At 63.2% G+C, this 14266-nt stretch carries 8 protein-coding genes; 7 read left to right on the top strand and 1 reads right to left on the bottom strand.

The annotated features are described in order from the left end of the window. Positions 1–21: 21 nt before the first annotated feature. Positions 22–2433, bottom strand: a complete 2412-nt coding sequence (locus tag ACDC66_RS06945; RefSeq protein WP_376695964.1) for a TonB-dependent receptor — start codon at positions 2431–2433, stop codon at positions 22–24. Between the two features lie 141 nt (positions 2434–2574). Between ACDC66_RS06945 and ACDC66_RS06940 the strand changes: the two genes are divergently transcribed. The 7 genes from ACDC66_RS06940 to ACDC66_RS06910 all read left to right on the top strand — a co-directional run bounded on the left by ACDC66_RS06940 (position 2575) and on the right by ACDC66_RS06910 (position 14190). Next, the gene (locus ACDC66_RS06940) at positions 2575–3261 is read left to right on the top strand and encodes a TetR/AcrR family transcriptional regulator (protein WP_376695963.1); all 687 of its coding nucleotides are present in this window, start codon (positions 2575–2577) and stop codon (positions 3259–3261) included. Between the two features lie 43 nt (positions 3262–3304). Continuing rightward, the gene (locus tag ACDC66_RS06935) at positions 3305–4522 is read left to right on the top strand and encodes an alanine racemase (protein WP_376695962.1); all 1218 of its coding nucleotides are present in this window, start codon (positions 3305–3307) and stop codon (positions 4520–4522) included. Beyond that, complete coding sequence (locus ACDC66_RS06930) at positions 4519–6852, top strand: penicillin acylase family protein (RefSeq protein WP_376695961.1); 2334 nt, start codon at positions 4519–4521, stop codon at positions 6850–6852. The genes ACDC66_RS06935 and ACDC66_RS06930 overlap by 4 nt, the downstream gene beginning before the upstream one ends. Before the next feature lie 157 nt (positions 6853–7009). Continuing rightward, on the top strand, positions 7010–8893 hold the full coding sequence (locus tag ACDC66_RS06925; RefSeq protein ID WP_376695960.1) for a DUF4397 domain-containing protein: 1884 nt from the start codon (positions 7010–7012) through the stop codon (positions 8891–8893). Positions 8894–8970: 77 nt separating this feature from the next. Continuing rightward, positions 8971–10026 (top strand): TAXI family TRAP transporter solute-binding subunit, encoded by a 1056-nt coding sequence (locus tag ACDC66_RS06920; protein WP_376695959.1) that lies wholly within the window; start codon positions 8971–8973, stop codon positions 10024–10026. Beyond that, complete coding sequence (locus ACDC66_RS06915; RefSeq protein ID WP_376695958.1) at positions 10023–12149, top strand: TRAP transporter permease; 2127 nt, start codon at positions 10023–10025, stop codon at positions 12147–12149. Before ACDC66_RS06920 ends, ACDC66_RS06915 begins: the two co-directional genes overlap by 4 nt. A gap of 61 nt (positions 12150–12210) precedes the next feature. After that, complete coding sequence (locus ACDC66_RS06910) at positions 12211–14190, top strand: type I restriction-modification system subunit M (protein WP_376696150.1); 1980 nt, start codon at positions 12211–12213, stop codon at positions 14188–14190. The last annotated feature ends 76 nt before the right edge of the window (positions 14191–14266 follow it).

Below are 14266 nucleotides of genomic sequence, written 5' to 3'. Positions count from 1 at the left end.
TGCGGAATGTCTATTCTGGCGTCAGAAGAACAGATTGACGACGGCGCCGACGGTCCGCGGTGCGCCGACGGCGCGTTGCAGCCCTGAATAATAAGTTTCGAGATTCTGGACGCCGACGGTGTATTCCTCATCCAGCAGGTTCTGGGCATACACCGCCAGGCTGAATCGATCGCTCTCGAAGCCGACACGGGCGTCGACGATATTGAAGGAAGGCAGAACCCGGTTGCTGTTGTTGGTGGCTTCGGTGAACTGCTCGTCGGTGTAACGGTAGTCAATGCGGAACCAGCCTTCGGTTTCGGCAAACCCGTTGAAGCGATATTCGATTCCGCTGGTGAGGGAATTTTCCGGCGCAAACGGCAGTCGGTTATCGGTGGCGTCGACAACGCCCGAGCCGATCTGATCGACCGGAATCGCATTGGGAAAGTCGTCGAAGCTGGCGTCGGTGTAGCCATAGCCGAGATTCCAGGTCAGATCACCGGTCAGGCGTGCGAGCAACTCGATTTCCACCCCTTGGCTGTTCGCAGAGGTCGCATTCTGTACGAACTGGCGCTGAGTCAGCACGTCCTGGCCGCGAACCTGAATATCGTCCCAGTCAATATAGAAAGCGGCCGCATTCAACTGAATACGATTGTCGGCCAGCATGCCCTTGAAACCGATTTCATAGTTCCACGCGGTTTCTTCATCGTAGACCTTCTCGACTGCGCCGTCGTCGGTCAGCGTGACATCGGAGTTTATACCGCCCACCTTGTAGCCGCGTGCCATGGTGGCGTAAGTCGAGATGCCTTCGGTGAGATGCCAGTTGACGGCGATCCGTGGGGATATGTCGGAAAAGTCTTCGCTTGTGACGTCGCTGCCCACGGGAATGGTGATGGTCGGCCGCGTCACCTCGCTGAAGGTCACGTCGTCCCGGGTATACCGAAGACCGGCGGAGAGGTCGATATCATCGGTCAACGCGTAGGTCAGGTCGCCGAAGACCGCGAAGCTCTCGGTATCGATGCCGCGATCGACATCCTCGAAATTGCCGATCGTCATTGGTCCGAAAATCTGCGGGATCAGCCCGTTACTCAGGGCAAACTGGATTTCGGGATCGCTCAGGTCGACCTGTCCGCTGTCAACTCCCAAGGCAAAAAGCAGTGCGCCCCACGCGTCGAGATAAGGGTCGCTTTCCAGGTGAGCCGAAAGATCGGTCTCGGCCACTTCATCTTCGGCGTAGATGGCGCCCAGCGTCCACTCAAGCGGGCCCTGGCCGAACGAGCTCAGCCGAAGTTCCTGGCTCCAGCCTCTGGAATTGCTGTCGCGGTCGACGCGAAAAGCCGGGTAGGGTGACGCATCGCCATCGCCGCTTTGGGAAAAGTCATCGTTGAGGTAGCCGGTCACCGAAGTCAATTCGAGGCCGTTGGCGAAACCATACTGAATGCGGCTGATCAGCATATCGGTCTCGCTGTCGGAGCGCCGCGGCGTGTCGTTATCGAGCGTGTCGAAGTTGTCCGGCCAAAGGGCGGCATCGGTGGCCGGGAATGGCCAGTCCGGAAACTGGCTGGTATCGATGGCGGGTGCTCCGAAGGGTGCGAAAAGCTGATCGAAGCTCTCGGTGACACCGACCAGTTGTTGGGGAATCGGCGCCAGCACGCCGGTCGGCACGAAGTCGAGCTGATTCTGGCGCCGCTCCGAGCGCGCGAGCGAGATGTCGACGGTGGCATTGTCGTTGTTGTCGTAGCGAAAGGCGGCACGTACACCCTGGTCACGGCCGTCGTTGGTGCCGCCGTCGGAGAGGTTGTTCATCCAGTCGCCGATTTCCTGGTAATAGCCGGTCAGGCGCAGCGCCGACTGCTCGGAGGTCGGGAGGTTGGCGGCCAGACGGGTCAACCAGGTGCCGTGTTCGTCGGCTTCCAGGCGTAGACTCCCGAAGCGCATCACGGGGTCGGGTTTGCGTGAGGTAATGTTGATGGCCCCGCCCAAGGTGTTGCGTCCGAAATAAGTGCCCTGCGGGCCGCGCAGTATCTCGATGCGTTCGATATCGTAAAGCGGCGTATCGAGCGTGCGCGACCATCCGGCCACCAGGATATTGGGAGCGATATTGAACTCATCGAGGTAGACGCCAACGGCATTGGCGCGGCCGCCGACGTTTGTGACGCCGCGAATGCCGATTTTGGTGAATGCGCGATTGCCCTGTTGGGAAAAGCCGACGTTGGGCGTGCGGCTGGCGTAGTCGATGAACTCGTCGATGCCGCTTCGTTCCAGATCCTGCTCGGTATAGGCGGTAATGCTGATCGGTACATCCTGCGCCGTCTGCTCACGCTTTTGCGCGGTCACCTTGATTCTTGAAAGTTCGGCGGATTCTTCTTCGCTTGCCTCCTGGGCGCCGATACCCGGGGCCAGGGCGATGGCGGCCGTGAGGCCGGCAAGACGAATCAATGGACAGTTGACAGACATGTTGGCTACCCTCGCGGCGTGTTGTGCTTTTCCAAACGGCGGGCGATCCTGCCGATACGCGTGTAACGATGCCATAAGTTGCACATCTGTGCAATATTTGTTGCACAGGTGTACAATTCCAGCTCCTGAGAGACTCCAACGATGCAGAAAGCAGCAGTCAACACTCCCTCCAGGCGCAGCGGCCGCGGCGAACGGACCCGACAGTTGATTCTCGACGCCACGCTAGAAGTGATCGCCGAAGGCGGCGTGCGGGCGGTCACGCATCGCGCGGTGGCCACGAAAGCCGACATCAACGTGTCGCTGACGACCTATTACTTCAGCGATATATTCGACATGGTCTCGAGCGCATTCAACGACTTCGTCGAACGCGAAAAGCCGCGGGTCGAGAAAGCCTGGAGCGAGGTTTTTGGCCATGTCTATCGCTATTCGAAAGCCGAAAGACGCCGCAAGGCAGTGCGCGAGGACATCCGCAAGCGATTGACCGAAATCGGCGTCGACTACCTTCTCGAAAAAATCCAGGAAAACCGCGCCGGCATGTCCGTGGAGCATCATTTCTACTTCGAGACGCTCAACGACCCGCGCTTGCGCGCGCTGTATGAGACCTCGCGCGAGCCGGTGCTTGCGGCAATGACCGAGTTTTCAGCCTTGTTCAATCGAACGCAGCCCGAAGTGGATGCGGAGATTCTCATGGGTACCATTCTCAAGATCGAACACCATGCGCTAATCGAGCCGCCCGACCGGATCGACCGTGAGCGGATGGAGCGGCTGCTGGGGCGAGTGGTTGGCTGGATCATGAATCTCAAGGAACCGCTGGAGCCAACCGACTGATGCCGGACGAGGCCATGAACAAGCGTTTGCTGAAGTACCGCGCATGAATCTGCCCGACTTCGCCAGTTGGTCCGGATCCCTGGGCTCCCAGGGGGTCGGGTGGCCCAGATTCGTCCTCGATCGATCCCGGCTGGAGGCGAACATCGATCGGGTCCGTTCGATGTTCGAGCGCAGAAATCTCAGGCTGGTGCTGAAATCTCTTTCTTCGCCGGCATTGATCGATTATCTGATGGAGCGCACGGGTACCCGCCGGCTGATGGCATTTCATCTGCCGTTTCTGCTGCAGGCGGCCGCGCGCTGGCCGGCTTCCGACATCATGCTGGGCAAGCCCCTTCCCATAGCAGCGGTGGAATCGTTCTACTCCCGAATCGAGTCGATTCCGGACTTTGATCACCAGCGCTCGCTTCACTGGCTGGTCGATACGCCGCAGCGTGTTGCCGCCCATGCCGCAATTGCCCGCCGCTTCGGCGTGACCATGCAGGTTGCCATCGAGCTCGATGTGGGCATGCATCGCGGCGGCGCCAACAATGCCGAACAACTATGGGCAGTGCTGGATGCCGTCGCCCGCGAACCCGACGTGCTGCGCGTGACGGGCTTCATGGGCTACGATGCCCACGCCGGCAAGGGCGTACCCTGGCAATCCCGCAGACGCTCGGTGTCGCAGGCCAATGCGCGTTATCGGCGCCTGCTGTTAGCGGCCCGCGAGAGTCATTCGTTGCTGCTGCCCGATGATTTGATCATCAACGGCGGCGGCAGTCCGACCTGCGTTTTCCATGATCAGTCGGCGTCGCCGCTCAACGAACTTGCCATCGGCTCGGTATTTGTCAAGCCCGCCGAGTTCGACCTTCCCCAGCTCGAGGCATTCGAGCCCGCCTGCTGGCTGGCCGCGCCGGTCATCAAGCGCCTGGCCGGGGTGCGAATTCCCTTTCTGGAATGGCTTTCTGCGCTGTCGCACCGCGATACCCTGTTCATTTACGGCGGCCGCTGGAACGCGCTCCCCTGCTGGCCGGAGGGCATGCGGGAAAGCCGGGTCTACGGACCCAGCTTCAATCAGCAGCTTCTCACCGTGCCTCGCAGTGTCCGGGTGCAGCCCGAAGATTTCGTGTTTTTCCGGCCGGTTCAGAGTGAAAGCCTGATGACGGCCCTGGGCGATATTCTCCTGATCGATGACGGGGTCATTGTCGATGAGTGGCCGGTGCTCGAGCAGCAGCTGCAAACGGGGGAGAAATGCTCGACGACCTCGAGAGGTGTTGAAACATGAGGCGGTTTCGCGCGGCCGGAATCATTGGCTGGCTTGCCGGCGTGCTGGTGCTTGTGCTGCTTGTCGGGGCAGGTGTGGTGACCTGGCTGCTGGCCGGCTCACGCTTCGTGCTGGACGATGAAATTGCCGTCGCCGGGGCGCAGGCGCCGATGACCATTCGATTCGATGACCAGGCCCGACCCTATGTGCGGGCGAAAACGCTCGACGACGCAATGTTTGCGCAAGGTTTCCTGCACGCGCGGGAGCGCCTGTGGCAGATGGATCTGATGCGGCGGGCCGGTGGCGCACGACTGGCCGAGTTGCTTGGCCCCGGCGTCGTGGATACCGATGTTGCAATGTGGCGCGCCGGCGTCCCCGAGCTTGCGCGCCGGCTGCAGGCGAATGCCAGTTCGAAACTCACTGACGCGGTTGCCGCTTATACCCGCGGCGTCAATGCCGGCATTCAGGCCGCGACCCAACCGCCGCCGGAATATCTGCTCGTCGGCGCTTCACCGGTGCCCTGGAAGCCGCTCGACAGTTTTGCGTTGGGGGCGCTGATGGCATTCGATTCATCCGGCAATTACGAGCGCGAGCTGCTGCGACTGGAACTGGCCGGCGAACTGGATCCCGAGCGCCTAGAGGCGTTCTCGTTCAGCGATCAATCCGACCCGGGTTTCCCCTATCTGTGGCGTCCGGAATTGGCTCAGGTGCGTGCCTTTCGGGAGGCAGTGGCGCCGTCCAACCGACCCCACCAGGCCGCCATTCGCTTCGGCAGCAACGGCTGGGTCGTCGGGCCGGAGCGATCGGCAACGGGCCGCGCCTTGTTTGCATTCGATTCGCATGATCTGCTCAGCCTGCCCAATCTTTTCTACGAGGTGCACCTGTTCTTTGCTCAAGAGAGGCAATTGCGTGGATGGTCCGTGCCGGGTCTGCCCGGCGTGATCAACGGGTTCAATCGCCAACGGGCCTGGGGGTTTACCAATATCGGGGACAGCCAGGACCTGGTGCTGTTCGAATCCGCAGCGATCGATGAGCGGGTGATTGATACCGAAACCACGACCATTCCGGTGGCGAACGGTGAGTCGGTAACTGTCGAGCGAAAGATCACCGCGGTCGGACCGCTGATCAGCGAGAAGCCGCCACTGGCGCTGCGATGGACTGCGCAGGATCTGGCGGATGCGGGCATGGACGCGATGTTCGAGATGAACCTGGCCCGCTCGCAGAGCGAATTCATCGCCGCGATGAAGGCGTTCCCCACGCCCGTTTCCAACGTCACCTGGGCGGAAGCGGGCGGCGATATCGGTTTTCGCACGATCGGGCGATTGCCGACGCGACGCCGCGGTGACGGCCTGATGCCGCAGGAAGACGATGGCCGAGACATCTGGAGGGGACGCGTCCCGGTCGATGAAATGCCGACGATGATCAACCCCGAACGCGGTTTCGTAGGGGCGGCCAACGCGCGCGTTCACGACGAGCACTGGCCCTGGTTGGTCTCCAACGACAATGCACCGGGCTGGCGCGTGCGTCGAATCGAGGAGGTGCTGGCGGGCAACGACAAACATGATCTAGACAGCATGGCCGCGCTGCAGACCGACGCCTTGAACATGCAGGCCCGTTCAGACGGCACACGCATGATGGCGCTGGTCGACACGGGCCGGCTGGATGACGAGAAAGCGCGGGAGGCGCTGGAAATTCTGCTGGAATGGATCGAGGCGCCGTTCGATCATCCCGATTCAGCCGGTGCGCTTATCTTCGAGTCCTGGTACCTGGCCCTGGTCGAAAGTCTGTTCGCTCCCGTGCTTTCCGATGAGGCCTTCCACGCCTTGCTCGAGGACAATTACGTGATCAACAACGCGGTTGATCGCTTGCTTGACGTGCCCGAATCGCCATGGTGGCGAGGAGATCGGGCGGGTGTTGTCACCGCGTCCCTGGGCCATGCCGTACGGCACCTGTCGGATCGATTGGGCTCGAGCCCCGATCAATGGCAGCTGGCCGATCGCCAACAGCTGACGCTGCGTCATGAACTGGCCGCGGCCGTGCCGTACCTTGGCTGGTTGCTCGATCGTGGGCCGTTTTCCGTGCGCGGTGGTCACGCCACCGTCGGTCGCGCCGGCCATCTCTATGATCGCCCGTTTGATGTCAGGCGGGCTGCAACCGTCCGGGTGGTGCTCGAGATGACTGATCCGATTCAGGGGCGGGCCGTGATACCTGGCGGCCAGTCAGGCCGTTTCTACAGCGGGCACTACGACGATCAGCTTTCCGCCTGGGTGGAGGGTGATTACTTCAGGCTTTACCCGTTTCCTGAAGCGCTTGACGGACCCACTCTCTTTCTCCGACCTGCCTTCGAGTAGGAGGAGTTCGAGGGGGGCTGACCGGATGTAGGTCAGTACCTCGAGAGCTGAATCGACGCGGCGTAGACAAAAGTGAGTGCCGCGCTCACGAATGTCGAATTTGCCTGCACACGAGGGTGAGATATTTCAATCTCCACACACAGCAGAGGTTGGGAAAATGGAGGAACTGTCAGGTCTATTAGCGAGGCTCGCCTGCGCGGCGATTCTGATCGGCAGTTCGGCCGCCGCAGTCGCCGACGCCGAGGTCACTGTTGTGCATGCGGCACCGTTTGCGCCGACGGCCGATCAGACGGCGGTCACCATCACGGCCAACGGAAGCGAGGTGCTCACCGACTTTGTTTTCGGCGAGTTCACGGAACCGCTGCAGTTGCCGGCGGGAAGTTACCTGCTGGAGGTTTTCCCGGAAGGGGCGGCAGAGCCTGCCATTTCGACGGAGGTAGCGCTTGAAGATGATGTCAGCTACACGGTGCTGGCCGTGGGTGACGGGGCAAAGCAGGACTTGTCGCTTTGGGCGCTGGTCAACGATGCCGGCACGCCGGCTGATGGCAATCTGAACGTGCGGGTTGTTCATGCCGCGCCTTTCGCTTCGGATCTCGAGGATACGCAAGTGTCGATCCGAACGGCCGCCGGGGATGTGGTCAACGGCCTCGTCGGAGTTCCGTTTCGGGCCGAGTCGGGTTTTTTCGAGATCCCGGCCGGTAACTATGACCTCAAGGTTGCTTCAAACGACGGCCAGACCAACCTGATCGACCCCCTGCCGGCCGAACTTCCGGCGGGAGCCGACGTCACCCTGATCGCCATTGGCGATGGCGACAATCGTCCCCTGGGCGTTTTGGCTATTCCGGTTGGCGCTCTGCCCGTTCGCCAGCCCGTCGATATAAGCGCCAACGGCTGGTGGGCTTCGGATCTCGGCGGGAGTGAAGGCTTCATCCTCCAGCCGATTCCGGCCGAGAACCGCCTGGTCGGAACAGGTTATACCTATTCGCTCGACGGTTCGGGCGATCCGTTCTGGGTCACCTTCGATACCTGTCAGACGCCCGCCGAAGGCGAGGGTTGTCCCAATGCCGGCGGATTTGACGGTCGCTTCGGCCAGGCTGCCGTGTATGCACAATCCGGGGGGCAGCCCGGGGGTACACAGCCGGCTGACAGCGAGCTGATCGGAACGGTTGAGTTCGACATCGTCAACTGCTCCACGGCTTTTGCTCGGCTCGAGCTCAATGACGGCACCGAGGTGACCTGGCCGCTGTCGCGGTTGGTGCAGTCGGTGCCCTGCGGGCTCGATCTGCAGCAAACTGAATACGACTTGGGTGGTGCGGCTAACGCCAGCTTCCATGAACTGCCGGACGAGCAGACTCTGGTCCGGCTGGAACTGGCCGGCGGCGCCACGGGGCGCAGCGTCTCCCATGCCGCCCACATCCACTTCAATTCGGTTGAAGAAGGCGGTGGAATCGCGCTGTTTCTCGGCCCGATCGACGGACTCGACGGTGCACCGGGCAGCAGTGAGTTCGTGGTTGATGTGCCGTTCGAGGAGCTGATCCGTTTTGACGGCCACATCAACATCCACGAAAGCAACGCTGAGCTCGAGACCATACTGGCCCAGGGCAATATCGGTCAAAACGCCCAGGCGGCCGCGGAGCCGAGCATTCTGCAGGTGATTCCGAACGGTCAATCCGTCACTTACCCGCTGGGTGCAGTTGCAAACGACGGCCTTGTGCCCGATGGCGCGGACGCAACGGCGACATTCACCGAGCTCAACGAAAGCACGACGCTCGTCAGGCTCGAACTGATCGCCGGCCCGACAGGGGTCCCGGTCAGCCATGTGGCCCACATTCATGAAAACTCGGCAGAGGAGGGCGGCAACATCGCTCTGTTTCTGGGGCCGATCGACGCGCTCGAAGACGCACCTGGCGTGAGCTATACGCTGCTCAATGTGCCCTTCGAGGACCTGGCCGAATTCAACGGCTACATCAACATCCACGAAAGCAGCGCTGAACTCGGCAACATCATCGCCCAGGGCAATATCGGCGCCAACGCCGAATAAACGTCCAAGAGCGACTTCCAAAGGCTCCGGTCCCACGTGGATCGGAGCCTTTTTTGCCCTGACCGTACAATGCGCGCATGCAACGTCGATTTCTTTCTGTGCTGGCCCTCCTGGTCGCAGGAGCGCTGATCGCGGCTGCCCTGGCCGGGCGGGGTGATGCCGAGCGCGCCGATTCGCGCACTTATATCCTGGCCACCGCCACCACCGGCGGAACGTTCTACCCGGTCGGTGTCGCCATCGCTACGCTTACCAAGCAGGTGCTGGCCGAGTCTCACGGGGTGGCGCTGGCGGCGATCAGCAGCGCGGGTTCGCAGGAGAACCTTCGCTTGATGCGCTCGGGCGAGGCGCAGTTCGCCATTCTCCAGGGGCTCTACGGCGCCTGGGCCTGGAACGGGAGCGGTCGGCTTTCCGGCGAAGAACCCTTCGACGGCCTGCGCAGCGTGACGGCCCTGTGGCCCAATGTCGAACACTTCGTCATTCGGCGGGAGTTCGCCGAAACCGAAGCGGTTGGTGACCTGGCCAACCTGGCCGGCCGGCGTTTTTCCATCGGCGCGCGCTATTCGGGCACCGAGGGCTCCAACCGGCATATCCTGTCCGCGCTCGGGATCGACCCCGACGAGCGCTTCAATCTCGTCTACCAGGGTTACGGGGCCAGCGCCGACGCCTTCCGCAACCGCATGATCGACGGCATGAACACGCCGGCCGGCGTGCCCGTCGGCGCGGTCACGCGCGTGATGGCCGCCAGCGGTGACGAGGCCGTGCTGCTCGGGTTCGACGAGTCGGACCTGGCCGCCGTCAACCGCGATTACCCGGGGCTCTACCGCTTCATCGAGATCGAAGCCGGCACGTATCCGCACCAGGAACAAGACGTGCGCACGATCGGCCAGGCCAACCTGCTGGGGACCACCTCCGAGGTACCCGACGAGCATGTCTACCGCGTGCTGCGCGCACTCTACGACAATCTTTCATTCCTGCACGCCTTCCATGCCGCCACGCGCGTCATGCAGCCGGACACCGCGCTCGACGGCCTGCCGGTGCCGCTGCATCCCGGCGCGGTGCGCTTCTACCGCGAGATCGGGCTCGACATTCCCGAACAGCTTCTTCCACCGGAACTCGCCGGGGACGGACCGTGAGCGGAAAGGGGTGGCAGGCACTGACCGACAGCGCGCGGCACAGCGGGCTGGACGGCGGGCGCCATCTGCCGCCGGTGTTTTCGGTGGCGGTGTTCGTGTATGCCGCGCTGGTCGCCGCGCTGCATGTCGTGGTCAACACCGTGGTGATGCTGCCCGACCTCTGGGTGGCGGCATTCCACTTCGCCGGTTTCGGCACGCTGGCGCTGGTGCTGTTTCCGACGGCCGGAGCCGTGCGCGGACGCGCCGGTCGACTGGCCTGGCTGGATGCCGTGGCAGGACTGGTTCTGGTAGTCAGTGTCATTGCCGTGGTGTGGCTCGAGACCCCGCTCTACGAGCGCGGACTCCGCTTCGCCTGGAGCCACTGGCTGGCCTGCCTGGGCGTGGTCGTTCTGGCCATCGAGCTGACCCGGCGCACCGCCGGGTGGCTGATTCCGCTCCTGATCGTGCTGCTGCTGAGCTACGCGGTGTGGTGGGGCGATCTCATCGGCGGGGTATTCGCGTTTCCCGGCCTGAGCCTGGAAACCATGCTGTTTCGCGCGGTCTACACCTCCGACGGCATGTTCGGCTCGATCGCCCGCATCTCCTGGAGCTACGTGTTCATGTTCATCCTGCTCGGCGCGTTCCTGCTGCGCTCCGGGGCAGGGGACTTCATCATCGCGCTCTCGCGCGCCGCGGCCGGTCGCATCACCGGCGGGCCGGGGTTGGTGGCGGTGGCTTCCTCGGGCCTGATGGGCTCGATTACCGGTTCGGCCGTCGCCAATACCGCCTCGACCGGCGTCATCACCATTCCGATGATGAAGCGCGCCGGCTTTTCGCCACGCTTCGCCGGCGGGGTGGAGGCGGCCGCCTCGACCGGCGGGCAGCTCATGCCGCCGGTCATGGGCGCCGGGGCCTTCCTGATGGCCAACTTCACCGGCATTCCCTATCTTTCCATCATCGCCGCGGCACTCGTCCCGGCCTTGCTCTACTTTCTCTCGCTCGGATTCTTCGTGCGCATCCGCGCGCGCCGGCTCGATCTCGCACCCCAAGGCGACAATGACGGCGTCCCGATCGGGCAGGCCCTGCGCCGGGGCTGGCCCTTGCTGCTGCCGCTGGCGGTGCTGGTCGGGCTGTTGATGGCCGGCTTCACCCCGGTCTATGCCGCCGGCATCGCCATCGTGGCGGTGATCGCCGCTTCCTGGCTGACGCCGGTGCGCATGGGCCCGCTGGCCGTCGTCGAGGCGCTGGCCGGCGGGGCGCGCACCATGGCGCCGACCGCCATGCTGCTCATTGCCGTGGGCCTGATCGTCAACGTGCTCACCACCACCGGCATCGGCAATACCTTCTCGATCATGATCGGCGAGTGGGCCGGCGCCAGTCTGCTCATAGCAATCGTGCTGGTCGCGCTGGCCTCGCTGATCCTCGGCATGGGGCTGCCGGTGACCGCCGCCTACATCGTGCTGGCGGCGATCTCGGCGCCGACGCTCTACGGATTGATGCTGCAGGCCGACCTGGTCGAGGCGCTGGTTCGCGGCGAGATCACCACCATGGCGCGCGAGGCCATCGTTATGGCCCGCCCGGGTGTGGAGGGCTTGCTGGGTTCACCCATGCCGCCCGAGCAGGCGCGCGAGCTGGTCACGGCCATGACGCCCGAACTGCAGCGCGCCGTGGCAGACGACCTGCTGGAGCCGGCCATCCTGACCGGCGCATTGCTTGCCGCCCACATGATCGTGTTCTGGTTCAGCCAGGATTCGAACGTGACCCCGCCGGTGGCCCTGGCCGCTTTCACAGCGGCCGGCATCGCCGGCGAAAAACCGATGGCCACGGGATTCACCGCCTGGAAACTGGCCAAGGGGCTCTACATCATTCCGCTGCTGTTCGCCTATACCCCCCTAATACATGGCGACTGGCTGGAAGTGCTGACCGTCGCCGCCTTCGCGCTGGCCGGACTCTACGCCCTGGCCGGGGTGTTCGAAGGCTGGCTGGAGGGCCCGCTCTCGTTGCCATCGCGAGGGCTGCTCGCCGTGCTGTCCGCCGTCCTGCTGTTCCCGCATGCGGGGTGGCTGCTCGACATCGTGGCACTGCTCGCCCTGGCAGGGCTGGTCGCCTGGAGCCGGACAGCGCATCCATCCCATCGACAATAGCCGCGCCGGCCATTGCATATAACCGCCGCGATCGGCAACAATCCAGCGTGCACGAACGGGGATCAATCGCTTGAACCAGGAAAATCTCGCCACGTTCATCTGGAGCGTCGCCGACCTGCTGCGCGGCACGCTCAAGCGCTCGCAGTACGGCCGGGTCGTGCTGCCGTTCACGGTGCTGCGGCGCCTGGAATGCGTGCTCGAGCCCACCCGCGAGAAGGTCCTCAAGAAGGCCGCCCAGGCCGAGGGCAAGCCCGAGGGCACCCGCCACCGCATGCTCAAGCGCGCCGCCGGCCGCGAATTCTACAACACCTCCGAGTTCCGCCTGGGCTCGCTGTCGGAAACCCAGACCCGCGATGACCTGATGGCCTACGTCCAGCGCTTCAGCCCCGAGGCGCGCGAGATCTTCGAGCATTTCAAGTTCGAGGAATTCGTCGACCGGCTCGACGCGGCCAACATCCTCTACCCGGTCGTCCAGCGCTTCGCCGCCACCGATCTCAGCCCCGAGCGCCTCGACAACTTCACCATGGGCGTGGTCTTCGAGGAACTCATCCGCAAGTTCGCCGAGGACTCCAACGAAACCGCCGGCGAGCACTTCACCCCGCGCGACGTGGTCCACCTGACCACCTCGCTGGTGTTCACCGACCAGCAAGAGCGCCTCAAATCCGGCGCCATCGTGCGCATCTACGACCCGGCCGCCGGCACCGGCGGTTTCCTGTCGGAATCCGAGGCCTACATCAAGCAGATCAGCGAAGACGTCGACGTCTCCCTGCACGGCCAGGAGCTCAACCCCGAGTCCTACGCCATCTGCAAGGCCGACATGCTGATCAAGGGGCAGGTCATCGACAACATCAAGCTCGGCAACACGCTCTCCGATGACCAGCACGAAGGCGAGCGCTTCGATTTCCTGCTGGCCAATCCGCCCTTCGGCGTGGACTGGAAGGCCGTGCGCCGCGAGGTCGAGCGCGAGCACAAGCAAGACGGCTTTGAGGGCCGGTTCGGCCCCGGCCTGCCGCGCGTGTCCGACGGCTCGCTGCTGTTTCTGCTGCACTTGGTCAGCAAGATGGACGACGCTGCCCAGGGCCCGGCGCGCATCGGCATCATCCTCAACGGCTCACCGCTGTTCACCGGCGGGGCCGGCAGCGGCGAGTCCGAAATCCGCCGCTACCTACTCGAACACGACCTGGTCGAGGCCATCGTGGCCCTGCCCACCGACATGTTCTACAACACTGGCATCGCCACCTACGTGTGGATCCTGTCGAACAAAAAGCCCAAAAAGCGCCGCGGCAAGGTCCAGCTCATCAACGCAACGGAACACTACTCGAAAATGCGCAAGTCCCTCGGCGCCAAGCGCCGCTGGCTCGACGAGCCCGAAATCGAGACCATCGTCCGCCGCTACGGCGACTTCGCCGAAGGCGAGGAAAGCCGAATCTTCGACACCAAAACCTTCGGCTACCGCCGCATCACCGTAGAACGACCACTCAAACTCAACTTCCAGGCCGGCGACGAACGCCTGGCCCGCCTGAACAGCGAACGCACCATCGAAAAGCTCGAAGGGAAAGAACAGCAAGCCATCGAAGCCGCCTGCCGCCGCCTCGACCCCGAAACCGTCTACAAGAACCGCAACACGTTCACCAAAGACCTAGAAGCCGCGCTGAAAGAGCAGGGCACCAAGCCCCGAGCCCCGGTCAAGAAGGCCATCCTGAACGCCCTGTCCGAACGCGACGAAACGGCCGAGACCTGCACCGACAAGCACGGCAACCCCGAACCCGACACCGACCTGCGCGACCACGAAAACGTCCCGCTCGACCAGGACATCCACGACTACTTCGAACGCGAAGTCAAACCCCACGTCCCCGACGCCTGGATCGACGAAGAAAAACGCGACCCCCACGACAACCAACCCGGCATCGTCGGCTACGAAATCCCCTTCAACCGCCACTTCTACAAATTCGTCCCACCGCGCCCCCTGGAGGAAATCGACGCCGACCTCAAGGCCTGCACCGACCGCATCAAGCAAATGATCGAGGAGATTTCGGTGTGAGTTTTCCGAGGTATCCGGAGTATAAGGATTCTGGTGTCCAGTGGCTTGGTGAGGTTCCGGCGCACTGGAAGTTTTC

Source organism: Wenzhouxiangella psychrophila (genome assembly GCF_042310375.1).
In the GTDB taxonomy this organism is placed as follows: domain Bacteria; phylum Pseudomonadota; class Gammaproteobacteria; order Xanthomonadales; family Wenzhouxiangellaceae; genus Wenzhouxiangella.
This window is presented reverse-complemented; position numbering and strand designations above follow the sequence as displayed.